At 67.9% G+C, this 25,744-nt stretch carries 24 protein-coding genes; 18 read left to right on the top strand and 6 right to left on the bottom strand.

All coding sequences use genetic code 11. The features are described 5' to 3' along the window. Positions 1-14 precede the first annotated feature (14 nt). The 3 genes from guaA (at position 15) to NNX37_RS16465 (ending at position 5,946) form a co-directional block, all read left to right on the top strand. On the top strand, positions 15-1,604 hold the full coding sequence (gene guaA / locus NNX37_RS01610) for a glutamine-hydrolyzing GMP synthase (RefSeq protein ID WP_255790416.1): 1,590 nt from the start codon (positions 15-17) through the stop codon (positions 1,602-1,604). 148 nt (positions 1,605-1,752) lie between these two features. Then, a complete protein-coding gene (locus NNX37_RS01605; protein ID WP_308206294.1) occupies positions 1,753-5,628 on the top strand; it encodes a DUF4011 domain-containing protein in 3,876 nt (1,291 codons plus the stop codon). A 3-nt stretch (positions 5,629-5,631) separates the two neighbouring features. Next, on the top strand, positions 5,632-5,946 hold the full coding sequence (locus NNX37_RS16465; RefSeq protein ID WP_308206293.1) for a hypothetical protein: 315 nt from the start codon (positions 5,632-5,634) through the stop codon (positions 5,944-5,946). 28 nt (positions 5,947-5,974) lie between these two features. Here NNX37_RS16465 and NNX37_RS01600 read toward each other — a convergent pair whose 3' ends face one another. From NNX37_RS01600 to NNX37_RS01590, 3 genes are all read right to left on the bottom strand, one after another. After that, a complete protein-coding gene (locus NNX37_RS01600) occupies positions 5,975-6,712 on the bottom strand; it encodes an SAF domain-containing protein (protein ID WP_255790414.1) in 738 nt (245 codons plus the stop codon). A 181-nt stretch (positions 6,713-6,893) separates the two neighbouring features. Further along, the gene (locus NNX37_RS01595) at positions 6,894-7,187 is read right to left on the bottom strand and encodes an FmdB family zinc ribbon protein (protein ID WP_255790412.1); all 294 of its coding nucleotides are present in this window, start codon (positions 7,185-7,187) and stop codon (positions 6,894-6,896) included. A gap of 53 nt (positions 7,188-7,240) precedes the next feature. After that, the gene (locus NNX37_RS01590) at positions 7,241-7,858 is read right to left on the bottom strand and encodes a 5-formyltetrahydrofolate cyclo-ligase (protein ID WP_255790407.1); all 618 of its coding nucleotides are present in this window, start codon (positions 7,856-7,858) and stop codon (positions 7,241-7,243) included. Between the two features lie 67 nt (positions 7,859-7,925). On the opposite strand from NNX37_RS01590, the gene galU reads away from it, so the two are divergent. The 4 genes from galU to NNX37_RS01570 all read left to right on the top strand — a co-directional run bounded on the left by galU (position 7,926) and on the right by NNX37_RS01570 (position 11,668). After that, entirely contained in the window at positions 7,926-8,831 is a 906-nt protein-coding gene (gene galU, locus NNX37_RS01585; protein ID WP_255790406.1) for a UTP--glucose-1-phosphate uridylyltransferase GalU, read from the top strand. Between the two features lie 6 nt (positions 8,832-8,837). Next, the gene (locus NNX37_RS01580) at positions 8,838-9,458 is read left to right on the top strand and encodes a GNAT family N-acetyltransferase (protein ID WP_255790405.1); all 621 of its coding nucleotides are present in this window, start codon (positions 8,838-8,840) and stop codon (positions 9,456-9,458) included. Between the two features lie 176 nt (positions 9,459-9,634). Continuing rightward, positions 9,635-10,402 (top strand): hypothetical protein, encoded by a 768-nt coding sequence (locus NNX37_RS01575; RefSeq protein ID WP_255790404.1) that lies wholly within the window; start codon positions 9,635-9,637, stop codon positions 10,400-10,402. A gap of 24 nt (positions 10,403-10,426) precedes the next feature. Next, on the top strand, positions 10,427-11,668 hold the full coding sequence (locus NNX37_RS01570; protein WP_255790403.1) for a phosphotransferase: 1,242 nt from the start codon (positions 10,427-10,429) through the stop codon (positions 11,666-11,668). A 71-nt stretch (positions 11,669-11,739) separates the two neighbouring features. Here NNX37_RS01570 and NNX37_RS01565 read toward each other — a convergent pair whose 3' ends face one another. Then, positions 11,740-12,216 carry an Lrp/AsnC family transcriptional regulator gene (locus tag NNX37_RS01565; RefSeq protein WP_255790402.1) on the bottom strand — a complete coding sequence of 159 codons (477 nt, stop codon included), beginning with the start codon at positions 12,214-12,216 and terminating at the stop codon, positions 11,740-11,742. A gap of 133 nt (positions 12,217-12,349) precedes the next feature. Here NNX37_RS01565 and NNX37_RS01560 point away from each other — a divergent pair, with 133 nt between their 5' ends. The 8 genes from NNX37_RS01560 to NNX37_RS01525 all read left to right on the top strand — a co-directional run bounded on the left by NNX37_RS01560 (position 12,350) and on the right by NNX37_RS01525 (position 20,135). After that, entirely contained in the window at positions 12,350-13,597 is a 1,248-nt protein-coding gene (locus NNX37_RS01560; RefSeq protein ID WP_255790401.1) for an MFS transporter, read from the top strand. Between the two features lie 37 nt (positions 13,598-13,634). Further along, a complete protein-coding gene (locus tag NNX37_RS01555; protein ID WP_255790399.1) occupies positions 13,635-14,609 on the top strand; it encodes an N-acetylglucosamine kinase in 975 nt (324 codons plus the stop codon). Further along, positions 14,599-15,042: an NUDIX hydrolase gene (locus tag NNX37_RS01550; RefSeq protein ID WP_255790398.1), complete on the top strand. Its 444-nt coding sequence runs from the start codon at positions 14,599-14,601 to the stop codon at positions 15,040-15,042. The genes NNX37_RS01555 and NNX37_RS01550 overlap by 11 nt, the downstream gene beginning before the upstream one ends. A gap of 221 nt (positions 15,043-15,263) precedes the next feature. After that, complete coding sequence (locus NNX37_RS01545) at positions 15,264-16,364, top strand: ABC transporter ATP-binding protein (protein ID WP_255790894.1); 1,101 nt, start codon at positions 15,264-15,266, stop codon at positions 16,362-16,364. Position 16,365: 1 nt separating this feature from the next. Next, positions 16,366-17,118, top strand: a complete 753-nt coding sequence (locus NNX37_RS01540; protein ID WP_255790397.1) for an ABC transporter permease — start codon at positions 16,366-16,368, stop codon at positions 17,116-17,118. A 2-nt stretch (positions 17,119-17,120) separates the two neighbouring features. After that, a complete protein-coding gene (locus tag NNX37_RS01535) occupies positions 17,121-17,882 on the top strand; it encodes an ABC transporter permease (RefSeq protein WP_255790395.1) in 762 nt (253 codons plus the stop codon). Further along, complete coding sequence (locus tag NNX37_RS01530) at positions 17,882-18,832, top strand: ABC transporter substrate-binding protein (protein ID WP_255790893.1); 951 nt, start codon at positions 17,882-17,884, stop codon at positions 18,830-18,832. Before NNX37_RS01535 ends, NNX37_RS01530 begins: the two co-directional genes overlap by 1 nt. Before the next feature lie 85 nt (positions 18,833-18,917). Beyond that, entirely contained in the window at positions 18,918-20,135 is a 1,218-nt protein-coding gene (locus NNX37_RS01525; RefSeq protein ID WP_255790394.1) for a pyridoxal phosphate-dependent aminotransferase, read from the top strand. Between the two features lie 185 nt (positions 20,136-20,320). On the opposite strand, the gene NNX37_RS01520 is transcribed toward NNX37_RS01525, so the two are convergent. Next, complete coding sequence (locus NNX37_RS01520; protein ID WP_255790392.1) at positions 20,321-20,557, bottom strand: exodeoxyribonuclease VII small subunit; 237 nt, start codon at positions 20,555-20,557, stop codon at positions 20,321-20,323. Positions 20,558-20,629: 72 nt separating this feature from the next. Then, complete coding sequence (xseA, locus tag NNX37_RS01515; RefSeq protein WP_255790391.1) at positions 20,630-21,898, bottom strand: exodeoxyribonuclease VII large subunit; 1,269 nt, start codon at positions 21,896-21,898, stop codon at positions 20,630-20,632. A gap of 144 nt (positions 21,899-22,042) precedes the next feature. On the opposite strand from xseA, the gene NNX37_RS01510 reads away from it, so the two are divergent. The 3 genes from NNX37_RS01510 to ychF all read left to right on the top strand — a co-directional run bounded on the left by NNX37_RS01510 (position 22,043) and on the right by ychF (position 25,124). Further along, positions 22,043-22,864, top strand: a complete 822-nt coding sequence (locus NNX37_RS01510) for a hypothetical protein (RefSeq protein WP_255790389.1) — start codon at positions 22,043-22,045, stop codon at positions 22,862-22,864. Positions 22,865-22,931: 67 nt separating this feature from the next. Beyond that, a complete protein-coding gene (locus tag NNX37_RS01505) occupies positions 22,932-24,017 on the top strand; it encodes a 4-hydroxy-3-methylbut-2-enyl diphosphate reductase (RefSeq protein ID WP_255790388.1) in 1,086 nt (361 codons plus the stop codon). Positions 24,018-24,038: 21 nt separating this feature from the next. After that, positions 24,039-25,124 carry a redox-regulated ATPase YchF gene (gene ychF / locus NNX37_RS01500; RefSeq protein ID WP_229949860.1) on the top strand — a complete coding sequence of 362 codons (1,086 nt, stop codon included), beginning with the start codon at positions 24,039-24,041 and terminating at the stop codon, positions 25,122-25,124. Positions 25,125-25,744: the final 620 nt, after the last annotated feature.

Raw genomic sequence — 25,744 nt, 5'->3', positions numbered from 1 at the left:
ACTATCCTTGAAACGTGACTAATCCCGCGACTGATCCCATTGAAGAGCGGCCCGTCCTTGTTGTGGACTACGGAGCGCAGTACGCCCAGCTGATTGCCCGCCGGGTGCGCGAAGCAGATGTCTACTCCGAGGTGGTTCCCCACACCTACAGCACCGAGCAGCTGCTCGCGAAGAACCCGGCTGCCATTATTCTCTCCGGCGGCCCCTCCAGCGTGTACGCCGAAGGTGCCCCCAAGGTCGATGCAGACCTGTTCGAATCCGGTGTTCCGGTCTTCGGCATCTGCTACGGCTTCCAGGCCATGGCTGCCGCCATGGGCGGCAAGGTCGCCAAGACGGGGCTGCGGGAGTACGGCTCCACCGACGCACGCGCCGTCGGCGGCGCCCGCTCGATCCTTGAAGGCACCCCGGACGAGCAGAACACCTGGATGAGCCACGGCGACAGCGTGCAGGAAGCGCCCGAGGGCTTCGATGTCCTGGCCAGCACCGCAGGCGCCCCCGTCGCTGCCTTCGCCAACGAGGCGAAAGGGCTGTACGGCGTCCAGTGGCACCCCGAGGTCAAGCACTCCGCCCACGGCCAGGCCGTGCTGGAGAACTTCCTCTTCAAGGGGGCCAAGCTCGAACGGAGCTGGACCACCGGCAACATCGTCGAAGAGCAGGTTGCACGTATCCGCGCCCAGGTGGGTAACTCGCGGGTTATCTGCGGCCTGTCCGGCGGCGTCGACTCCGCCGTGGCAGCGGCCCTGGTGCAGCGCGCCGTCGGTGACCAGCTGACCTGTGTCTTCGTTGACCACGGTCTGCTCCGCGAAGGCGAAGCCGAGCAGGTGGAACGCGACTTCGTGGCTGCCACCGGCGTCAACCTGTACGTCGCTGACGAACAGGAACGCTTCCTGACCGCGCTGGCCGGAGTCTCCGACCCGGAAACCAAGCGCAAAATCATCGGCCGCGAATTCATCCGCGCCTTCGAAGAAGCCGAACGGGCCATCATGTCCAAGGCCGAGGCAGAGGGTGAACCCATCCGCTTCCTGGTCCAGGGCACCCTGTACCCGGACGTCGTCGAATCCGGCGGCGGTGAAGGCGCAGCCAACATCAAGAGCCACCACAACGTGGGCGGGCTTCCCGAAGACATGAAGTTCGAACTGGTGGAGCCCCTGCGGGCGCTCTTCAAGGACGAGGTCCGTGCCGTGGGCGCCGAGCTCGGCCTGCCGGCCGAAATCGTCGGACGCCAGCCCTTCCCCGGTCCCGGACTGGGCATCCGGATTGTCGGCGAGGTCACTCAGGAGCGGCTCGACCTGCTCCGCCGCGCGGACGCCATCGCCCGCGCCGAACTGACCAGCGCCGGTCTCGACGACGAAGTGTGGCAGATGCCGGTAGTGCTCCTGGCCGATGTGCGCAGCGTCGGAGTGCAGGGCGACGGCCGGACCTACGGGCACCCGATCGTGCTGCGGCCGGTGTCCAGTGAAGACGCGATGACCGCTGACTGGTCCCGGCTTCCGTACGATCTGCTGGCCCGGATCTCCAACCGCATCACCAATGAAGTGGACGGAATTAACCGTGTGGTGCTGGACGTTACCAGCAAGCCGCCGGGAACAATCGAGTGGGAATAGCGTAACGGGGACAGAGGACGGCCGTTTCGGCCGTCCTCTGTTTTGTCTCCCCGCGTTGCTATGTTCGGGAAACCCGCTCCGACGCGATAGTTTTGAAGGTATGCCAATTTGGTCGAGAACGCGCGGAAGTGCAGAAAAGAGGGCACTAGTGTCTGAGCAGAATACCGGGGAGAATCCCTCGGACTTCCTGCTGCCGTGGCTGGGACAACTGGGACAGCACGCCGGAACGGACACACTGCTCCATTTCACGCCGTCCGCAGCCAACAGCATCGACCTCACGCACGCGCATCCTTCCGGCCTGGCGCAGCTGCTTGCCGGCCGGCGTACCCGCCTGTCGACTCTGCTGCGGGACGCAGACCAGTACGGTGCGGCCATGAAGGCAGGGCGCCTGCTGCGTGCCAAAATCTACGAGCTGGGCACTGACCGCGGTATCGACGTCGGCTACATGGCTGCCGGCACCGCCTCCTGGCGCTACGCTTCCGACGATGCGGTGCGGCCCGAGTCCCTGACCGCGCCCGTGCTGCTGACCCCGGTTGCCCTGACGGTCCACGCATCGCAGGATGACTACGAGCTGCAGCTGACCGAAAAGGCAGCGCTGAACCCTGCCCTGGTCCGGCACCTGCAGCAGGAACAGGGCCTGGACATCGACGTCGACGCGCTGACCCGCCTGGCGTACGGCACCGCCCGCTTCGATCCCCACCCGGTGCTGGAAAAGCTCCGCGCCGTCACCGGCAGCGTCCGCGGCATCAATATTGAACACCGTCTGCTGGTCTCCACCTTCGCGGACCTGTCGGACCTGAGCGAGGATCCTGCCCTGGATCCCGCCCACCCGATCCTCCGCGCCCTGATCGATGCTGCACGGGACGGCTCGGCGGGTCCCGTCGTCGCCGAACCGCTGGACCTTCCGGCACTGGACGAGCGCGACCCCGCGGACGAACTGCTCATCCTCGACGCTGACCGGCAGCAGCAGGAAGTCCTGGACCTGATCAACGCAGGCCAGTCACTGGTGGTCTCCGCGCCGGCCGGTACGGGCCAGACGCAGACGGCGCTCAACGCCGTCGCCGCACTGGCCAACGCCGGGAAGTCTGTCCTGGTAGTCGCCGAACGCCGCGGCACCCTCAATCAGTTCGTCTCCGAACTGGATTCAATGCAGCTCGGCTCCCTGATCCTGCAGGTCAACGCGGGGCTCACCCAGCAGCAGCTGAAGGACCAGCTGGTCCGGGCCATCGTGCGCAACGAAAAGTCGCAGGCCCCGGAACTTCAGAGCCTGCACAAGGTCCTGCTCGAAAACCGCCACCAGCTCCGCGACCACGTGAAGTCGCTTCACAACGTCCGCCGACGCTGGGGCTGCTCGCCCTACCAGGCCATGCAGTCCCTGGCCGAGCTGACGTCCATGAACCCGGCGCCGGCCACCACTGTCCGGCTCAAGCGCAGCGTCCTGGACAGCATCACCGACCGCACCGAACTTTCCGGCCGCCTGCGCCGGGCCGCGGAACTGGGCAGCTTCAGCCGGGCCGCAACCACCAGCCCGTGGTACGGCGCCAAACTGCTCAACCGCAAGGAAACGGAAGAGGCGTACACGCTGACCCAGACCCTTGCCGCGGACCTTCCGGCACTGCGCGCCAAGGTCCAGGACGTGGCCGGGCACTCCGAAATCCGCCTTGGTGAAACCTTTGCCCAGTGGGGCGAGCAGCTTGAACTGCTCGTTGCCGTGCGGGAAAGCCTGGACAAGTTCACCCCGGACATTTTCGACCGCCCGGTAACGGACCTGATCTCCGCAACCGCCTCCTCTTCCTGGCGGCGCGAGCGCGGCATCGACATGAGTTCCATGACCCGCTCCCGCCTGCGGCGCGTGGCCAAGGAGTATGTCCGCCCCGGTGTGCACATATCGGACCTGCACGCTTCCCTGGCCGAAGTCCAGCAGCAGCGTGCCGTCTGGACCCGCTATGCGACCACCCAGCGCCATCCCTCGGTGCCCACCGGGCTGGCCGAGATTAACCGCTCCTACCTGCTGGTGAAGCGCCAGCTGGATACCCTTACCGAGATCCTGGCCGAGACCCCGTTCCACCCGGACCTGGCCTCCCTGCCGCTTGATGAACTCGAGAAGCAGCTCAGCGAGCTGGCGGGGGACCGGGAAACCCTGGAAACGCTGCCCGAGCGGACCCTGCTGCTCGACGAGATGCGTGCCCAGGGCCTCGGTGAACTGCTGGATGACCTGAGCGCACGCGAGGTCCAGCCCCGCCACGTCGGCTATGAGCTGGAACTGGCCTGGTGGCAGTCCGCCCTCGAAGCCATGATCAGCGGGGACGACTACCTTGCCATGTCGGACGGCAACAGCCTGCGCCGGCTGGAAGCCGAGTACCGCCTGGCGGACAACGCCCACATTGCCTCCGGTGCCGCCCGCCTGCGCTGGAGCCTTGCCTCACGCTGGCGTGCCGGCGTGCAGGCGGCACGCGGTGCTGCCGAGGACCTGCGCGAGCTGCTCAAGGACGGCGAGCTGTCCCTGGAGAGCCTGGGCCAGCAGTCCGAGGAACTTGTTTCGTCCCTGCTGCCGGTGTGGGCGGCGAGCCCCCTGGTGCTGCCGATGGTCCTCCCTGAGCACCGCCGCTTCGACACCGTGGTCCTGCTCGATGCGGAGTCCACCAGCCTGCAGTCCGCGGTTCCGGCACTGGCCCGCGCTTCGCAGGTGATTGCCTTCGGCGACAGCTGCCTGGGCGGCCCGCGGCCGTTCACCATCGGCGTCGAACCCGCCGGTACGGCTCCGCAGCACGTGGAGCTGATCAGCGCCTTCGAAGCACTGGAACGTGTCCTGCCCAGCCGCGCCCTCTCCACCGTGTACCGGGGAACCGACAAGGCACTGCTGCGCCAGCTCAGTGACTCCTTCTACAGCGGCCGGCTCACCATGGTCCCGAGTGCCGACGAAGTCACCACCGGACACCGCGCACTCTCCGTGGAATACCTGCCCGACGGAACCGGCATGCCGAGCGCCGACCATGAAGGCGTGGAAAGCGTTGCGGCGGAAGTCAACCGCGTGGTCGACCTGGTCTTCGAGCACATCCGGCGCCGCCCGCACCAGTCCCTCGGTGTCATTACCGCCAGCCCGCGCCACGCCGTGCGGGTAGCCGAGGCAATCCGCGTCCAGATGGCCAACTTCCCCTGGGCAGCCGATTTCTTCACGGCGAAGTCGGAGTCCTTCCGGGTGGTCCCGGTGGACCGTGCCGTAGGCATGGTCCGGGACTGCGTGATCTTCTCCCTCGGCTTCGGCCGCACCCCGCACGGGCGCGCCCTGCACAACTTCGGGCCGCTTTCGGCACCTGACGGACGCAAGAAGTTCGTCACTGCCATGACCCGGGCGCGGTACAAGCAGCACGTACTGACCTGCTTCCAGCCCGCGGACCTGGACCGGACGCGCCTGGGCTACGGCGCCCTGGACTTCTACGAGCTCATCAAGCGTGAACTCGATCCGGAAACCGGCCGGGTGGAAGCCCCCGCCGCCGGAGGCATCATGGAAGAGGATCCGCTGGTCGCGGACCTGGTGGGCCGCCTGCGTGAGCGCGGCGCCAAGGTCTGGGACCACTACGACGGCACCATCGACATTGTCGCTGCGGCTCCCCATTCAGCGGGTCCCGCGGGTACGCCCGCACCGCTGGCCATCGAATCCGACGGCACGGAACGGTACCGTGCCATGTCCGTCCGTGAACGCAGCCGGCTCCGTCCGCAGCTGCTGGAACGCCGCGGCTGGCGGTACATGCCGCTGTGGACCATCGAGGTCTTCAGCGACCCGTCCGCCTGCGCTGACCTTGTCAGCCGGTACCTTGAGCTGCCGGATCCGCCCGTGGGCCAGAAGCCCGTGCCCCGCAGCGCGGAAGCGGTCGAAAACGACGTGATCGAAAACAACGGGGTCGGAAACGATGCGAACGACGCCGCGGGGGAGACCGAACAGGTGAAGGTGACCCCGCACGGAAGCAGCCGGATGCGTGACCGGAGGCCGGGCCCCGTCCGGGACAGCACTGCAGGAGAGTAATCAATGACTGAGGAACCGGTGGTCCCGGAGGCTGCGGCGGAGAACTCCGCCGCAGCCTCGGGGACCACCCCGGCTGCGGGGGAGCACGAGGCCCCGGGCAGCACGCCTGAGGGCGCGGCCCCGGACAACGATTCCCCGGACACCGGCCCGCGCAGCCCCCGACGGCGCGGCAACCGCCGGGCGGTTTCGGCGGGACCGGTCGGTGCGGCCGGGCTTTTGCCTGTGACCGCCAAGGAGGACGATCCCCGGGTGTGGGGCGACAGCCTTGAGGACAGCGATTCCTGGCTGCGGGAGCAGCGCCCCCCGCACTGGGGATGACCTGCAGGGCTGCCTGCGCCGCGGCAGCCTAGCCGTCGTCCGTCAGAACCAGATAGACCCCGCCTGACCCGGAGGCCGCTGTGAGGCGGGCGGCGTTGTCCCGGTCCGCCGCCACCACCACCAACCCCTCTCCGCCGCCGCTGCCCGGCCACCCGCCGGCCGCGTCGCCGCCGGAGACCCACAGCACCGGCACCGAGGCGGCCAGGACAACTGCACCGCCGTCCTCCGCCGTCGCATCGCCTGCTGCCGTGCTGCCCCACGCGTCGTCGGCCCCCGCAACAACGTTGACAAGCTGCCCGGGACCGAGCAGATCGAGGACGGAAGGATCTGCAGGGCGCAGGGGAACGGCCACGGATCCGGGCGGAGAGCCGATCAGCAGCCCGGCGCCGGCGAGGGAGATTTCAGTGACGGGGCTGCCCCGGAGCAGCGGGGTGGCGAGCCGCCGGCCCAGCAAGGCCTCCGGCTCTTTGTGGGCGCCGGGCGGAACGGCCTCGGCGGGCACGCGTACCGTCTCCATGGTTCCGGCATCGAGCACCGTGCCGGCGGGCAAATCCCGGGCAGCACGGACCATAGCGGACCGTTCCGCGGTCTCCGGGACCAACGCCTCGACTGCGGATCCGGCGGCCGCACAGCAGGCCAGGGCTGCGAGCAGACGGCGGTGGCGGACGATGAAGCGGCGAACACTTCCAGCAGGGCCCGTGGAACCGGAAGGCAGGCCCGGATAGGGATCGGGGGCCGGCCGGGCGATAAGGCGGCGAAAAGGCATGCAGCCACGCTAGCCGCGGGACGCTCCGCGGCAGCAGCCATGGTTCAGGAAGCAACCGTGGTGTCAGCGGCGCCGGGGCAAAAGTGCCGATGTGGAGGAAGAGACGGAGAAAAGCAGGCTCCGGGGTTACACCGCGTGGCGGGCAGCTACGGTGCCGGGAAACCCGGTCCGGCGGCGGGACTTAGGACTGTGAGCTGCCCGAACCTGCGGCGGGGGCAGGTGCGGAGGTTCCGGCTCCGGCAGGTGCCGCGGGGGAACTGTCCGACTTGGCAGGAGCTGCGGGGACAGTGGATGCGGCGTCGCGCGAATCGGTGCGGTAGAAACCGGAGCCCTTGAAGACAACTCCGACGCTGTTGAACTTCTTCCGCAGGCGGCCGCCGCACTCGGGGCAGACCGTCAGGGAGTCTTCACTGAAGGACTGCTGGATATCGAACGAATGGGAGCAGTCCTTGCAGGCGTAGGCATACGTGGGCACTCTGGTGATCCTCCTTGGGCAACTCTCAAGCTGGCACTCTCAAGCCTTGAGTGCTAAGTATACATGGGCTCCGACGGCACCTGCCGCCACTCCGAGGGTGTCAGCACGGCGTCCACCGCTGCATCCAGGGGGGTGGTTTCGAAGCTCCCGGCCGGAACGAACTCGTGGTCATAGACCACTGCCGCAGCGGGGGCGGGGTTACCGTCCGCACGCAGCCGTGCCAGGAACCGGTCGTAATAACCGCCGCCCTTGCCCATCCGCCCGCCGCTGGAATCCGCTGCCAGCGCCGGTACGAGCACGAGGCCGAGCTCCGGCAGATCGGCGGCGGCGAAACGTTCACCGGTGGGTTCCAGGAGCGAGCCGTGCAGTCCCGGTGCCAGCACGGTTTCGGGTGTCCAGTCACACCACGACAACCTGCGCCCGGGTTCGCACACCGGGACCACAACACGGTACCCGGCCCTGCACAGGCCCTCCAGCAACTCGCCCGTGCCAGGCTCGGACCCCACTGACAGGTATCCGGCCACCGTTCCGCCGCGCGGCACCAGTTCCTGCGCCCGGGCGAGTCCGAGGCGGGCAAGGCCGGAGGCGGCATTGGCTTTGTCGGCATCCGTCATTTCCCGGCGTAAGCGCAGGAAATCTCTTCGGGCCTGATCCTTGTTTAGTGCACGCATATGCCCATTGTCCCTATCCGGATGCTTATTTGGTGCAATCTGAGACCTCTTAGGTACGCTTACGACTATGACGACGTCACGCCCCTCCATAACCAAAGCCGTAATCCCCGCCGCCGGCCTGGGTACGCGCTTCCTCCCCGCCACCAAGGCCATGCCGAAGGAAATGCTTCCGGTGGTGGATAAGCCGGCCATTCAGTACGTGGTCGAAGAGGCCGTCAACGCGGGTATGCCGGACATTCTTATGATCACCGGGCGTAACAAGCGCTCCCTCGAGGACCATTTCGACCGGGTCCCCTTCATCGAAAAGACGCTGGAAGATAAGGGTGACCTGGAAAAGCTCGCATTGGTGCGGGCTGCTTCCGAGCTCGGCGAAATCCACTACCTCCGCCAGGGCGACCCCAAGGGGCTGGGCCATGCCGTCCTGCGGGCCAAGCTGCACATCGGCGACGAACCCTTCGCCGTCCTGCTGGGCGATGACCTGATTGATGCCCGTGACGATCTGCTGGAAAAGATGGTCGAGGTCCAGGCAAAGACCGGCGGTTCCGTTATTGCCCTGATCGAGGTGGATCCGGAGCAGATCAGCGCTTACGGCTGTGCCGATATCTCCGTGGTCGAGGGTGAGGACTACGTCCGCGTCAACAAGCTCGTGGAAAAGCCCGACGTCGCCGACGCACCCTCCAACCTGGCAGTGATCGGGCGCTACGTCCTCCACCCGTCGGTCTTCGAAGTTCTCGAAGAAACCGGTCCGGGCCGGGGCGGCGAAATCCAGCTGACGGATGCACTGCAGACGCTGGCTGCCGGTGAGGGCGAAGGCTCCGGCGTCTACGGCGTCGTGTTCCGCGGCCGCCGCTATGACACCGGCGACAAGCTGAGCTACCTCAAGGCCGTGGTTTCACTGGCATCCGAACGCGAGGATCTCGGCCCGGCGCTGCGGGACTGGCTAAAGGATTTCACCGGCACGCTCGAAGACTAACTACTGATGCCTGATTCGGTGGCGTGGCCGGTGGTGCTGGAGAGTGACGACGTCATCCTCCGGCCGATCCGGCACCGGGACCGGCGGGAATGGACGGAAGTCCGTTCCCGCAATGCCGGCTGGGTAGGGCCCTGGGAGGCGAGCAACCCCGTCTCCGGCGGCGAGCCGCCGACCTACGGTGACATGGTGCGCAGCCTCAACCGCCAGGCACGGCAGGATTCGGCCCTGCCGTTCCTCATCACGGAGCGGCAGGATCCGTCCCGGCCGCCGGCGATCGTGGGACAGCTGACTGTTTCCACGATCGTCTGGGGATCGGCCCGGATGGCGACCCTGGGCTACTGGGTGGATCAGGGCAGGGCCGGCCGGGGGATTGTACCGACGGCGGTGGCGCTGGCCACCGACCACTGCTTCCAGGCGCTGGCCCTGCATCGGATGGAAATCAACATCCGGCCGGAGAACGGCCCAAGCCTGCGGGTGGTGGAAAAGCTCGGATTCCGGGATGAAGGCATGCGCGAGCGATACCTTCATATCGACGGCGCGTGGGCCGACCACCGGAGCTTTGCACTCACTGCCGAAGAGGTCCCGGAAGGCCTCCTGAACCGCTGGAAATCCCGGCGCGGCCACTAGTCAGCGATTTTCCAGCCGGACACGCCGACACACCGGACCGAATGCGGGTACCGGTGGTCCGGAGCTTCTACCGTCATAGGTGTGGACTTCTCTCTAAACAGCATGCCGAGCAGACCACGTCCGCCAACACCATCCGCCCGTCCGCCTCACCGGACAAGGGGTCCCAGGGGATCATCATGAACAACATCAGCACCACACCCAGCGGGGGCGGGTCTCTGCACGTCTACGGTCAGCAAGCCGCGCGCCCGACGGAGCCCGCACAGGCCTTCCGGATCCGCACCGGCCGCACCGTCCTTGCAGCTGCCGGCCTTGCCGCCGTCCTGACGGTTGTCATCGGCACGCTTCTTGCCGCCTTCACTGCCGTATCCTGGCTCCTCCCCGTCGTCGGCCTGGGCGCGCTGGCCGCGGTTGTCGCGATGCTCCGCTCCCTCGCCCTGCGCGACCGCAGGCGCCGGGTCGACAACGCATTCCGCGCCGCCATGGGACCCGACCCCCGTGAGCTGCAGAACCTGTCAGTCGCAGAGCTGGAGATCCCCGAAGCGGACACCGAGCCGCAGCGCGAAACTGTCCTTTTTGACCGCGAGTCCGCGCCCGTGCCGGAGGAAACCGTAGCCGCAGGGGGTGCACTCCCGGCCCGGACAAGGGCCGAGGAACCGCGCACGGAGGCCCTGCCGTCCGTTGCAGCCGTCGTTCAGCCCCCCGCCCGGCCCAGCACCACGCCCTGGCAGCCGGTTGAGCTGCCCAAGCCGGTTTACGTCGATGCGCCCAAGGCGGAGCGCCCGGCCCCGGAACCCATCGTCCTGCCGGAAACCCCGCGGTCCCTGGCCAAGACCCCGCTGCGCCCTTCCAGCGCACCCGCTGCACCTGCTGCGCCTGCCCACCAAGAACGAACTGAGACCGGCAAGATCAACCTCGACGACGTCCTGCAGCGCCGGCGGGCCTAGGCGACGCTAGGCTAGGCGCCTGCCGTGCCGGCCGTACCCAACCGCCGCCGCGTGCCGGCAGCAGATACGCTCTCCGTCCTGAGCAGCGCCGCGATGCGGGGACCCCTGCAGGACCTGCTCCGGGCCCGGGGGCTGAAGCTGGAGCACTGGGAACACCTGCGCAGCCACCACCGTCCCGGAGGAGCCGTCTCGGCCCTTTACCGGGTCCGCTGCCGCAGGCCGGCCGGGGGCGGGCCGAACCCCGGAACGGACCTCACCCTTCATCTCGGAGCCACCACCGCGGATGGCACCGACGCCGCCGGACCCGAGGTCGCCGCGGCCCGGATCGCCGGCCTGGAGCTTCAGCTGTGGGTCCACCCCCACGACCCGGTGCTCCGGTCCCTGCCTTGGGCCACTGATGCCGCGGCCGTGGCCAGGGACGTCTTTGCCGCAGCGGAGCCGGTCCGGCTTTCGCTCGTCGCCTACCGGCCGCTGCGCCGGGCCGTGCTCCGCGCCGAACACTCCGGCCAGGCAGCGTATCTGAAGCTTCTTCCTCCGGCGCTGCTGCCCGGACTGCGCCGGCGGCACCGCCTGCTGGAGGCCGGCAGCGTACCGGCCCCGCGGCTCCTTCCGGCTCCTGCGGACGCTGCCCGCGGCGCAGCCGTCCTCAGCGCTCTTCCCGGCACCTCCCTGTTCCGGCTCCTGGTCGACGACGGCGCCGCGAAGGTACGGCCCGAAACATTCCTGGAGCTGCTGGATGCGTTGCCGTCCGCGGCGCTGGACCTGCCGCTGCGCCGGTCCTGGGCGGACCGTGCCGAGGATTATGCCGCCACTGCGGCCGCAGCCCTGCCCGGGGAGGCAGCCCGCATCCGCGAGCTTGCCCGCGGCATCCGGGAGGCAGTGGACTCCGCTCCGGCGGGGCCGCTCGTACCGGCCCACGGGGACTTCCATGAGGGCAACCTGCTGCTGAACGGGGGAACGGTCACCGGCCTGCTGGACGTCGACGGACTGGGTCCGGGACGGCGGGTGGATGATCTGGCCTGCCTGCTGGGACATCTGGCGGTCCTTGCCGCCGCCAATCCCGGGCGTCCCCAGCTGGACCGGGCACTGGCCGGTTACCGGCGGGTCTTTGAAGAGGCCGTGGATCCGGCAGCGCTGAACGCCAGGGCCGCCGGCGTCGTGCTCACGCTCGTGTCCGGTGCACGTGCCGGACAGGGGACAAGCCGAACCCGGAATGCCCTGGTCCGGCTGGAAACGGCACACCGGCTGCTCCGCGCCGCCGGATAGGCCGCCGGATAGTAGGAGCTGCCGGACGGTAGCCGCCGCCCGGCTGTAGCCGGGCAGCACTGCCTGCAGCATCACACCGCGGGCGGGACCAGTTTTTCCAGCAGGGGTTCGGTGCGGTACGGAATGTGTTCGTGCAGGGCCAGCACCGTTTCCGTCCGGATCACTCCCTTGATCCTCAGAACTGAACGCAGGGTCTGCTGCAACTGCTGCGTGTCCGTGGCGGTGAGTCGGCACCAGACATCGCCGCGCCCGGAAATCTCGTGCACTTCAAGCACCTGGGGGAGCGTGCGCAGTCCGGAAATGACGCCGTCGAGATCCCGGTGGTTCACCTCGATGGTGACAAAGGCCTGCACGTCGTAGCCCAGCTTGGCCAGATCGACGTCGCGGCCGCTGTTGCGGATGACGCCGGTGCGCATCAGGTGGCGTACGTGGCTCTGGGCGGTATTGCGGGCCACACCGAGTTTCTCGCTCAGGTCGCTGATCTGCGCCCGGGGGTCCCGAACCAGTTCCAGCAGCAACCGGCGGTCCAGCGAGTCCAGATTGGCCATCTAGCGCAGCTCCTGTCAGTAACTCAAGACTTTATTGAGCGGATCGATCAAAAAACCAGTCTAATGTGTCTGCACTGCTCGCCGGTCCTTCATCCTGTAGGAGCATTAGCTACAAATAGGATGGATGTGCCCCGTGACAGTGCTCAGTGAGCTGCGTATGCAGCCCGCCGCCCGCACCAGGCGGAAGGAGTGGGACGCGGCCATCCGGCCCCGGCTGATCCTGACGATTTCCGTCATGGGCACCCTGCTAATCGGCGCCAACCTCGCGACCCCGCTGTATCCGCTGCTGGGCGAGTCGCTGGGCCTGTCCTACTTCGGCGTCACGCTGGCGTTCGCCTCCTATGTGCTGGTCCTGGTGGCAGGCCTGCTGCTGGTGGGGCACTGGTCCGACTACATCGGCCGCCGGGCCGCCATGGTGGTGGCCGGCGTCGTCTCCCTCGCCGGCGGACTGATCTTCGGCACCGCCACCGGAGTCGGCGCCCTGATGCTCGGCCGCGCCCTCCAGGGCGCCTCGGTGGCCCTGGCCACCGGTGCCAGCTCCGCCGCCCTGCGCGAGCTGCTGCCGCATAAACCCGAATGGGCCACCCGGTTCACTCTGCTCGTTTCAGCCGGCGGTGTTGCGGCGGGCCCGGTGATCGGCGGGCTGCTGTCCCTGCTGCCCTCGCCCACCATGACGCCGTTCCTCATCCACTCGGCAGTCCTGGCCGCACTTCTGGTTCCGCTGTGCCTGCTGAAGGCACGCCCGGCCATCTCCCTTCCCGACGGCGGGCCGCTGGCGATGCTGCGTCCGCGCAAGCCCGCTGTCTCGCACCGGGCCCGTTCGCAGTTCTGGATTGCCTCGACCACCGGGTTCCTCAGCTTCGCAGCCTTCGGATTCTGCCTGTCGCTGGCGCCCACCTACTTTTCCTCCATCGCCGGCACCACGTGGCGGCCCGCCATCGGACTGCTGGCCGCCCTGGCGCTGGGGGCGTCGGCGGTCAGCCAGCTCACCGGCATCCGCGGCCGCTACACGGCACCCGTCGGGCTCGCCGCCATGGGCACCGGCATTGCGCTGATCCCCGTGGCCGGGGCCACCGGAAGCCTCGTGCTCCTGACGGTTGGCTGCCTCATGGCAGGCTTCGGACAGGGCATGGCCTTCCGGGTGGTGTTCAACGAAGTTGCCGCAGCGGTTGAGGCGGCCGAGCACGCCCGGATTATCAGCACGGTCTACGTCATTACCTACCTCGGCAGCGCCATCCCGGTGCTCGGCCTCGGTGCCGCCGGCGGCATCTGGGGACTGGATGTTTCGGTGGCCTGGTTCTCGGGGCTGATTACGGCAGCATGCCTGACCCTGGCCGTCCTGAGCCTGCGGCGGAACCGGCGCCGCAGCTTCGCCGGCTAACTTCGCCCCGCACCGGCGCCGAACGTAGGGTGGACGAATGCAAGCATTCCCTCCTCCCGCCACCGACGACGCCGGCTCTCACGACGCCGGCCCGGACACCATAGGCCTCGACATCGGCGGAACCAAGACCCACGGCATCCGGCTGCACCGGGGCACTGCCGCAGCCGAATTCATTGCCGGCAGCGCCAACGTGCAGAATGTCCCGGTAGCGGCCGCCCGGGAATCCCTCGCGGAAGTTTTCGCCGGGCTGGGAACCGACGGCGTTGGCCGGGTGATCGCCGGGTCCGGGGGCGTGGACACAGCACAGGACGAGGATGCCCTGCGCGCCCTGATCGCCGAACACGTGCCCGGCGCCGTCGTCGACGTCATCCACGACACCCGCCTCATCCTCGCCGCCGGTGAAGCTTCGGAGGGCATTGCCCTTATTGCCGGCACCGGTTCCGTGGCCTGGGGCATCGACGGCTCCGGCAGGCAGGCCCGCTCCGGCGGCTGGGGCTACCTGCTCGGCGACGAGGGCAGCGGCTACTGGATGGGACGCGAAGCCGTCCGGCACACCCTCCGGCGCTTTAACCTGGGCCTCGAACCGGATTCGCTCAGCCGTGCCCTGCTGCGCGGGTGCGGCGCGGCCACCCCGGAGTCGCTGATCGGCCTGTTCCACGGGCCCACCGACCGCCGGTACTGGGCAGGCAAGGCGGGGCTGGTCTTCGAAGCGGCACAGGAAGGGAACTCCGCAGCCGCAGCAATCGTGGCCGAGGCCGCCGGACACCTGACCGGACTCATCCTGGACGTGGCCGGCCTGCTGCAGGTCTCCGGACCGGTGGTGATCGGCGGGGGACTGGGGATGCACCAGCCGATGCTGCAGGATCTGCTGCGGGATAGCTTGTCCGCAGCAGGACTGACGGACATCCGCTTCCTCACGGCCGACCCCGTTTTCGGGGTGGCCTACCTGCTCGGCGCGGGAGGTTCCGGATCCGCGGGAAGCGACCCGATCGGCGGCGGCAATGTCCGCTGACTTCGACGTCCGGGTCGGGGCGTATGCGGTGATTGTCCGTGAGGGGCAGCTGCTCCTGGCGCACTGGAACGAGCACGGCAACTCCCGATGGACGCTCCCCGGAGGCGGGCTGGAACGGGGCGAGGACGCCCCTGCCGCCGCTCTGCGGGAAGTGCGGGAGGAAACCGGCTATGACGCCTGCCTGGAAGAGCTTCTGGGGGTGGACAGCATCTTCATCCCTCCGGAAAAACGCATGCGCGGGGAACCCCGGATGCTTCATGCCCTGCGGATCATCTACCGGGCCACGCTGACCGGCGGATCGCTGCGCCATGAACAAAGCGGGAGCACGGATGAGGCCGCGTGGATACCGCTGGACGAGGTCCCGGCCCTCAACCGGACCGAGCTGGTGGACACCGGGCTGCGTCTGCTTGCCCCCGGCCGCCGGATACCCTGAGAGGCAAGCAACCACTCCCCGTCCCCCCTTTCCATTCCGGACCTTATGGACGCTGGACTAGCGCCGCACGTGTGAAATACCGTGATGCTTCACGGCACGTCGCGAGCTGCCCGGCACACCGGCACCCCCACGGAAGGCATGCACCAATGACTCCGCCGCCAGAACCCGCTGTTCGTTCCGATTCCTTCCAGCCGCCCGCCGGTACCGCCTCTGACCGGGCGATGATCCGGTTCCGGACAGTAACCAAGACCTACGGCGATGCCGCGCCGGCTGTCCAAAACCTGAACCTGGACATCGAGCGCGGGTCCATCACCGTCTTCGTCGGACCGTCCGGCTGCGGAAAAACCACCTCGCTGCGCATGATCAACCGGATGGTGGAACCGACGGCGGGAAGCATCGAGGTTGACGGCCGGGACATCTCCACCGTCAAGGCCGCGCAGCTGCGGCGTTCCATGGGCTACGTGATGCAGTCCTCCGGCCTGCTGCCGCACCGGACCGTGCTGGACAACGTGGCGACGGTGCCGCGCCTGAACGGCACCCCGCGGCGCGAGGCGCGGCGCCGGGCCGCGGAGCTGCTCGACGTCGTCGGGCTGGCCTCCGGTCTGGGCGACAGATATCCGGCCCAGCTTTCCGGCGGACAGCAGCAGCGGGTCGGTGTTGCCCGCGCCCTTGCCGCGGACCCGCCGGTGCTGCTGATGGACGAACCCTTCAGCGCAGTGGATCCGGTGGTGCGGGCCGAACTGCAGGAAGAGCTGCTGCGGCTGCAGAAGGAACTGGCCAAGACCATCGTGTTCGTCACCCACGACATTGACGAGGCCACCATTCTGGGGGACAAGGTGGCGGTCTTCGCCACCGGCGGCAGGCTCGCCCAGTATGCCGCCCCCGAGGAGATCCTCCGGGCGCCCGTTGATGACTTCGTGGCAGGGTTTGTCGGGAGGGACCGCGGCTTCCGGCACCTGTCCTTCCAGGACGGCAACGCCGTGCCCCTGCATCCGGTGCAGCTCATCGCCGCAGACCGGCTGCCGGACCCCGCCGCAACGGTCGACGACGGCTGGGCCCTGTGCGTGGATGACGACGGCGCCCCGCTGGGCTGGGTGCCTGCAGGCCGCCGGGGCGCCATCACCGGCACCGGGGACCTGGTGCCGGGCGGTTCCCTCTATCCGGAGGGAACCAGCCTGCGCCGCGCGCTGGACGCTGCCCTCTCCTCCCCGTCCGGGCTGGGCGTGGCCGTGGACGCGGCCGGGCGGGTGACCGGCGTCGTCCGGGCCACCGAAATCCTGGCCCTGATCGAGGCCGCACGCCTGCAGCGGGCCGGGGGCTGAGATGGAATGGTTCCTGGCCCACACCGACGACGTTTTCCGGCTCGGCGGGCTGCACCTCTACCAGTCGGTGCTGCCCCTGGTGATCGGCGTCCTGATTGCCCTTCCCCTGGCACAGCTGGTGCGCGGCCGGCGGAAGATCCGGGGCTTCGTCCTCTCCGCAGGGTCGCTGCTGTACACCATTCCGTCGCTGGCCCTGTTCGTCACCCTTCCGGCCATCCTGGGCACCCGCATCCTCGACCTCGCCAACATCATCGTGGCCCTGACCATCTATGCCGTGGCGCTGATGCTGCGCGTGGGCATCGACGCGTTTGATTCCGTGGACGACGGCGTCCGCCAGGCCGCGGTGGCCATGGGCTACCGGCCGCTGCGCCGGTTCCTCACCGTGGATCTGCCGCTGTCCGTTCCGGTACTCATCGCCGGGCTGCGCGTAGTCTCGGTCAGCAACATCTCCATGGTCAGCGTCGGTGCCCTGATCGGCGTCGAAAACCTCGGGTTCTTCTTCACCGACGGACTGCGCCGCTATTTCCTGACCGAGATCGTGGTGGGGATCATCGCCACTCTCGTCCTGGCGTTCCTGATGGACCTTGTCCTGGTCCTGGCGCAGCGACTGCTCACGCCCTGGACCCGCGCCGGCGGATCCGGCCGGGCCGCGCGTAGCCGCGCCAACCGCGCCGGCGGCACGGACGGCGGGGGACCGGCACCCGCCGCCCGCCCGGCGGCGGCCGCGCCCGACGTCGCGCTGAAGGGGGCGTAGGCATGGTTGGCATCCCGCGCACCGACTACACCAGTACCAACGCCCTCGGGCAGGGTTGGGAATGGCTTCTGGACCCGGCTAACTGGTCCGGGCCGGCAGGCATCCCGGTGCGGACCCTGGAGCACCTGCAGTACACCGGCCTGGCCCTGCTGATCGCCGCGCTCATCGCGGTGCCGCTGGGCCTGTTCATCGGGCACACCGGACGCGGGCAGGTAGCGGTGGTGGCAGTCTCCGGGCTGCTGCGGGCACTGCCCACCCTGGGCATGCTCACCCTGTTCGTCCTGCTGGCCGGGCTGGGGCTGATGCCGCCCATCTGGTCACTGGTGCTCCTTGCCGTTCCGCCGCTGCTGGCCGGGACCTACGCGGGGGTCGCCTCGGTGGACCGGGCCGTCGTCGACGCCGCCCGCAGCCTGGGCATGAGCGAGGTACAGGTACTGTTCCGGGTGGAGGTCCCCAACGGGATGCGCGTGATCCTGGGCGGGCTGCGCGGTGCCACCCTGCAGGTGGTGGCAACGGCCGCCGTGGTGGCCACGATCAACCTGGGCGGCCTGGGCCGCTATCTGATCGACGGCCTGGCGGTGGGAGACTACGGGCGGGTCTTCGGAGGAGCGGTCATCATTGCCCTGCTGGCGCTCGCCGTGGATGCCGTGATTGCGTTGGGATCACGCTTTCTGATCCCGTCAGGACTCGGCCGCCCCGGCGCGGCCGGTACATCGACCGGCAGCGGAGTACCCGCCGCCGGCGCACAAGGAGGAAAACCATGATGCAGCACCCGCGCCCCACCGCACGGCGGAAGGCCCTGGCCGTCCTGGCCGGCGGCATGGCCCTGGCCCTGGCCGGCTGCAGCGGAGGAGGGGACCCGCTGGAGAACGAAGCCACCCCCGAAGCTTCCGGCAGCAGCACCGAGCAGACACTGGTGGTGGGCTCGGCGGACTTCCCGGAAAGCAGCACCATCGCCGAGATCTATGCCGGCGCCCTCAACGCGGCGGGCATCGAGACCGAAACCCGGCTCGGCATCGGCTCCCGCGAGGTCTACATCCCCGCCCTCGAGGACGGCTCGATCGACCTGATTCCGGAGTACACCGGAGCCCTGCTGGTCCACGCGGACCCGGAAACGGACCTGGTGGACGCCGGCGAGATAGTGGATTCCCTCAGCGAAAAACTGCCGGAGAACCTGGTGGTTCTGGAGCCCTCCGAGGCCGAAGACAAGGACGCCATGGTGGTCACTGCCGCCACGGCTGAGAAGTACCAGCTTGAGAGCATCGAGGACCTGGCCAAGGTCTGCGGTGAACTGACCCTCGGTGCACCTGCCGAGTTCGCGGAGCGGACCCAGGGCCTCGCCGGCCTGAAGGAAAAGTACGGCTGCGAATTCAAGGAATTCACTCCCATCGGTGACAGCGGCGGCCCGCTGACCGTCGACGCCCTGCTGAACGATGACGTCCAGGTGGCGGACATCTACACCACCACCCCCGCCATCGAGGAAAACGGACTGGTGGTCCTGGAGGACCCGAAGCAGAACTGGCCTGCCCAGCAGGTCATCCCGCTGATCGCCGATGACCGCGTGAACGACGAGGCCCGGAAGGTGCTGGACGAGGTATCCGCCCAGCTGACCACCGAAGACCTCATTGCCCTGAACCAGGCCGTCAGCGGTGACCAGAAGCTCGACCCGGCCGAGGCTGCGCAGGACTGGCTGGAGGAAAAGGGCCTGGCCTGACCCGTCCCGCCTTCCGGGCTGCAGGCGGCGTCCGGAGCAGCGAAACATACGCTGCTCCGGACGCCGCCTGTGGCATCCTAAGGAAATGGCAGAATTCAAGCAGTCGCACAAACTCCACAACGTCCTGTATGACATCCGTGGACCGTTGCTCGAACACGCGCAGCGGATGGAAGCAGCAGGCCACCGGATCCTCAAGCTGAACATCGGCAATCCCGCCCCGTTCGGTTTTGAAGCGCCCGAAGCCATCCTGGTGGACATGATGCGGCACCTGCCCAAGGCCCAGGGCTACAGCGACTCCCGCGGCATCTTCTCCGCCCGCACCGCCGTCGTGCAGTACTACCAAAGCCGCGGGATCAACAACATCGACGTCGACGACGTGTACCTGGGCAACGGTGTCAGCGAACTGATCACACTCTCGATGCAGGCGCTGCTGAACAACGGCGATGAGATCCTCGTCCCGGCGCCGGACTACCCGCTGTGGACCGCCTCGGTCTCGCTGGCCGGCGGCACGGCGGTGCACTACCTGTGCGACGAATCCGAGCACTGGTGGCCTGACGTGGAGGACCTCGCCTCCAAAATCACGGACCGCACCAAGGGCATTGTCCTGATCAACCCGAACAACCCCACCGGTGCCGTCTACCCGGAGCATGTGGTGAAGGCCATCGTGGACCTGGCGCGCAAGCACGGGCTGATCATCTTCTCGGACGAAATCTACGAAAAGATCCTTTACGACGACGCCGTGCACGTGAACTCGGCAACGGTCACCGGCGACGACGTTCTCTGTCTGACCTTCAGCGGCCTGTCCAAGGCCTACCGGATTGCCGGCTACCGCAGCGGGTGGATGGCCATTTCCGGGCCGAAGCGGGACGCAGCGGACTACATCGAGGGCATCAACCTGCTGGCGAACATGCGCCTGTGCGCGAATGTGCCCGCCCAGCACGCCATCCAGACCGCTCTCGGCGGCTATCAGAGCATCAATGACCTGATCCTGCCTGGCGGACGCCTGCGCGCCCAGCGCGACAAGGCGCACCAGATGCTCAACGCCATCCCCGGTGTCACCTGTGAACTGGCGCAGGGCGCCCTCTACCTGTTCCCGCGCCTGGACCCCGAGGTCTATCCGATCAAGGACGACGAACAGTTCGCCCTGGACCTGCTCAAGCAGCAGAAGATCCTGGTGTCTGTCGGCACCGCGTTCAACTGGGTGCGCCCGGACCACTTCCGGATGGTGACCCTGCCCAACGTGGAGGACATTGAGGACGCCATGACACGTCTGGCCGAGTTCCTGGGGAGCTACAAGCCGTAGGGGTCGGGCGGGGGCAGGGCCCTGCTGGGGGCAGGGCAGGCGACAGCCCGCCGCCCCTTAGCGCAGCGAACCACCCCTCGCCTCGCATGCTCGGTCAGGGAACCCTGGTTCGCTGCTTCCCCGCTCGTTCCTCGCTCGGCGATGCGGGGCTGGGCAGGGCTGTCCCAGCCCTGCCCAGCCCCGCCTTACTCGCCGGCAGCCTGCCCGCGGGCAGCGTCCAGGCGCTGGCGGGCGCCCTCGAGCCAGGATTCGCAGCGGGTGGCCAGATGCTCGCCGCGCTCCCACAGGGCCAGGGACTCCTCCAGGCTGGCGCCGCCGGTTTCGAGCCGGCCCACGACGGACAGGAGCTCGTCGCGGGCCTGCTCGTAGCTCATGGCCTCGATGTCTGCCGGTACTGCGGGTACTGCCGGTGTTTCACTCATGTTCTTGTCCTTTACGGGCTTTGCTGGGGCTGGGTAAACGGGCTGGGGAAACGGGGTGGGCAGCCGGGCCGGCTAGCGGGTGCCTTCGGTGGCCGTGAGTTCGCCGACGGCCACGCGGATCCGCAGCTGCGCGCCGGCCGGGACCGTTTCGGCTTCGCGCACCACGGAGCCGTCCTGGAGCTGGACGACCGCGTAGCCGCGGTCCAGGGTGTTCTGCGGCGACAGGGCACGGACCTGTGCGCGCAGATGGCCGATCCGGTCCGCATCGCGGCGGACCTCCGCAGTAACCGCGGACAGGGCGCGGGACCGCAGCCGGGAAACCTCTTCCTGGCGCCGGTCCACCATGGACAGCGGTGCGGCCAGGGCCGGGCGGGAGCGGACGTGGTTCAGCCGGTCCGTTTCCCGGCTCAGGACCGTGCCGAGGATGCGCCGCAGCTGGGCCCGTGACTGCCGGATCCGTGCCAGTTCCTCGCCGACGTCGGGCACCACGCGCTTCGCGGCATCGGTGGGGGTGGAGGCACGCAGGTCGGCCACGTCGTCGAGCAGGGGACGGTCCGCTTCGTGGCCGATGGCGCTGACCACCGGAGTCGAGGCCGCCGAGACCGCACGGACCAGATCCTCGTGGCTGAAGGCCAGCAGGTCCTCCAGCGAGCCGCCGCCGCGGGCAATGATGATCACATCCACTTCAGGCATGGCATCGAGCTCCGCCAGGGCCCGGGACACCTCGGCCACCGCATTGACGCCCTGGACCGCCACTTCGCGGACTTCGAACTCGACGGCGGGCCAGCGGAGCGCGGCATTGCGCATCACGTCCTTCATGGCGTCGGAGTTCCGGCCGGTAATCAGCCCGATCCTGCCCGGCAGCAGCGGCAGCGGGAGCTTGCGGTCCTCGCGGAAGAGTCCTTCGGCGGCCAGGGCATGGCGCAGGCGTTCAATCCGGGCGAGCAGATCGCCCAGCCCCACTGGCCGGATGTCGCGGGTCTGCATGGACAGGCGTCCGGTCTTGACCCAGAAATCCGGCTTCACCAAGGCCACCACCCGGGCACCGCGCTCCAGCGGCAGCTCCAACCGGTTCATGACCGTGCTCCACGCCGTCAGGGACAGCGAGACCTCGGCGTCGACGTCGCGCAGCGTGATGTAGGAGGCATTGGCCCGGCGGTTCAGTTCGATCACCTGGCCCTCCACCCAGGTGGCGGGGGCGCGGTCAATGTAGCTTTTGAGGTTCTTTGAAAGCAGGGCAAGCGGCCAGGGGTTCTCCGGGGACGTCTGCGCGGCCGTGGCGGGCAGGGTTGTCTGCTCCGGGGTATTCTCGGGACTCAACGGTCCGCTGTCGTCTTGCATCTGGATGCTCCCGCGGTGGATTGGCACTGGCTCTCGGTCCGGTGGAGGAACCGGCCCAGGCTTAATGTCTATCAGGTGCTTCCCCCGGTCCGGTTCTCCCGGCCTTCCAACGGCCGCCCGGAACCCCACGGACAAGGAACTTTTATGCGCACATTCGTCTCGGCCGTTTTCGGCCTGCTCGCCGTCCTGCTTGCCGCAGCGGCCTTCTGCGGGGCGTGGCTGAACACGAACGTGGTCTCGGAAAACGGGTTTGCCTCCCTGGGCGAGCCGCTGGCACGGGACGAATCCCTCCAGGATGAACTCGCGGTGTCCCTGTCCGACGCCGTGTCGGCGGAGGTTCCCGCACCGTTGGCCGGGCTGGTGGGGCCGCTCATTACGTCGGCCGTGGAACAGGTCCAGTCGCTGCCGGAGTACCCGGAGGCCTGGAGTGAGACGCTGCGCCGCTCGCATGCACTGACCTTCGGCAATGCCGCAGAGGGGGCGGGCAGCGCGGTGACGCTCGACGTCGCGCCCCTGGTGGGACTTGTCACCGGAAGCGTGGGAGGGGAACTCGGCACCTCGGTGCCGGCCCCGGAGCAGGTTCCGGTGGAGATTGGGGGAGCGGGGCATGCGGACCTGATCTCCAACGTCCAGCGGGCCGGCGAGGCCTGGCCGCTCCTGGCGCTCGCCGCCGCCGTCGCAGGCCTCCTTGCCCTGATCGCTGCACGACGCCGGTCCACGACGTTCGCGCTGTTGGGAGTGGGGGTGGCGCTTGCCGGTGCAGTGCTGTGGCTGGCGGCGGGGATGTTGCCGGGCATAGTGTCCGCGCAGCAGGTGGGCAGCGCGGTGGCGTCCGCCTTCGCGGAGGCCTTCGCCGGGCAGGCAGCGGACAGCTTCCGCACCTGGACCGTCGGCCTGATGCTGGCCGGTGCCGGAGTGTTCGTCGCCGGGCTCCTGGCGAGGGTGCTGAGCAGGTCCGGGCGGTAGCTCCGCTGTGAGCGTACCCACGGCGCGCGGGGACGGGATCGCATAGCCCACCCGATAGCATAGGGACATGACCAGCACAGTTATCTCCGTGCCGATGCCCACCGTGCCCCGGCGGCGCCGCACCCCCGAGGAAGTGGCAGCTGCCGCTCCCGTTTTCGGTCCGCGGCGCGTGCTGCTGGCGGCACCGCGCGGCTACTGCGCCGGAGTGGACCGGGCGGTCATCGCCGTCGAAAAGGCGCTGGAAGCCTACGGTCCGCCTGTGTACGTCCGCAAGCAGATTGTCCACAACCTCCACGTGGTCACCACGCTGGAGGAAAAGGGTGCAATCTTCGTGGACGAGACCGACGAGGTGCCCGAGGGCTCGCTGCTGATCTTCTCCGCCCACGGCGTCTCACCCGCCGTCGTGCAATCCGCGGCGGACCGGCAGCTGCGCACCATCGACGCCACCTGCCCGCTGGTCACCAAGGTGCACCGCGAAGCCGTCCGGTTTGCCCGCGACGACTTCGACATCCTGCTGATCGGACATGAAGGCCACGAAGAGGTCGAGGGCACCTACGGCGAAGCGCCGGAGCACATGCAGATCGTCAACGGTCCCGAAGACGTGGACAAGGTCACCGTCCGGGACCCGGACAAGGTCATCTGGCTCTCCCAGACCACCCTCAGCGTGGATGAAGCCATGCACACCGTGAATCTGCTGCGCGAACGCTTCCCCTCCCTGCAGGATCCCCCCAGCGATGACATTTGCTACGCAACGTCCAACCGCCAGGCCGCGATCAAGAAGATTGCCCCGGAAGCGGACCTGGTGCTCGTGGTGGGGTCGGCAAACTCCTCCAACTCCGTCCGGCTGGTGGAGGTGGCGCTGGAATACGGTGCCAAGGCCTCCTACCGCGTGGACTTTGCCAACGAGGTGGATGAAAGCTGGTTCGAGGGCGTGGCCACGGTCGGCGTGACCTCCGGCGCCTCCGTGCCGGAGAATCTGGTCCAGGACGTGCTGCACCTGCTGGCGCAGTACGGCTACGGCGACGTCGAAGAGGTAGTGACGGCCGAAGAGGACATCATCTTCTCCCTGCCGAAGGAAATCCGCGCCACGCTGAAGGCCATGGGGGACTCCTCCCGCGGCCTCGGCGGCCGCCGTCGTGCCGACGAGTCCTAGCGCCCGGTATCATTTACTAACGTGGCTCTTACTATTGGCATCGTCGGCCTGCCCAACGTCGGCAAATCAACCCTGTTCAATGCGCTGACCCGCAACAACGTGCTGGCGGCGAACTATCCGTTCGCCACCATCGAACCGAACGTCGGCGTCGTGTCCCTTCCCGATCCGCGGCTGGCCAAGCTGGCCGAAATCCACGGTTCGGCGCGCATCCTCCCGGCAACGGTGTCCTTCGTGGATATTGCCGGCATCGTCAAGGGCGCTTCCGAGGGTGAAGGGCTGGGCAACCAGTTCCTCGCCAACATCCGCGAAGCCGAAGCCATTGCCCAGGTTATCCGCGTGTTCGATGACCCCGACGTCATCCACGTGGACGGCAAGGTGGACCCGCGTTCGGACATGGAAACCATCAACACCGAGCTGATCCTGGCTGACCTGCAGACGCTGGAAAAGGCGATCCCGCGGGTGGAGAAGGAAGTCAAGATCAAAAAGCGCGACGCCGCGCAGCTGGCTGCCATGGAGGCCGCCCGCACCGTGCTGGAACGCGGCGACACGATCTTCTCCTCGGTGGCCAGCGACAAGCTGGACATGGAACACCTGCGCGAGCTGAGCCTGCTCACCGCCAAGCCGTTCATCTACGTGTTCAACGTCGACGACGCCGTGCTGGGCAACCCGGACCGCCAGGCCGAACTGCGCGAACTGGTGGCACCGGCGGACGCCATCTTCCTCGACGCCAAGCTTGAAGCCGACCTGGTGGAGCTGGACGAAGAAGAAGCCCGCGAAATGCTGGAAATGAACGGCCAGGAAGAATCCGGCCTGGACCAGCTGGCCCGCGTCGGCTTCCACACCTTGGGCCTGCAGACCTACCTGACTGCCGGCCCCAAGGAAACCCGCGCCTGGACCATCCGCAAGGGCGATACCGCGCCCCAGGCTGCCGGCGTCATCCACTCCGACTTCCAGCGCGGCTTCATCAAGGCCGAAGTTGTTTCCTTCGACGACCTGGTCGATGCCGGCTCCATGGCCGAGGCCAAGTCCCGCGGCAAGGTCCGCATCGAAGGCAAGGACTACGTCATGGTCGACGGCGACGTGGTGGAATTCAGGTTTAATGTATAGATTCTTCGCCTGAAGCATTGAGAAAGCCGCCCTCACGGAAACGTCGAGGGCGGCTTTATTTATACCCGAATCGATAGTTTTTCGAGAAGTAAATATCCTGGTGGGGTTCCTGGTCCAGAAGTGCTTTGGACGGTCGTAAACGGAAGGAATCTCCGGCCGACAGATGGTTCATTTCTCACGGTGGATCCGGTGTTGGCGGTCCGGTGGGCGTGGCGCTGATTGGTGCCGCCTCCGTTGCATTGATCAGCGGAGGCATGCCGATAGCAACGTCGAAGGCCCATGATGGGACAGCGGACTGGGCCAGGGGGGGCAAAGACGCTCTGATCGGCGGCCTTGGAGGCCTCGCCGGCGGTGTAGCGGCAGGAGTCAGCGGGAGTGTCCGGGGCTACATCCGGCGTTGCTGACTACAGACTCAATACCGCCGAGGGGGAGAGGACCGCGGGAGGATATATTCAGGCGGGAGGACTAGGCTTCGTAGTCAATGCAGGTTTCTGCTACGGCAGCGGCAAGCTCTCTGATCTGGCCACCTCAAGATTGCCCATTCCGCCCCTGTCGCCAGGGGCCAATTCTCATGTGACGCCTAGTTCACCTTGGACACCGATAGTGGAGGACGTTGTGGG

It is taken from the genome of Arthrobacter zhaoxinii (assembly GCF_024385505.1).
Classification (GTDB): Bacteria; Actinomycetota; Actinomycetes; order Actinomycetales; family Micrococcaceae; genus Arthrobacter_B; species Arthrobacter_B zhaoxinii.
This window is presented reverse-complemented; position numbering and strand designations above follow the sequence as displayed.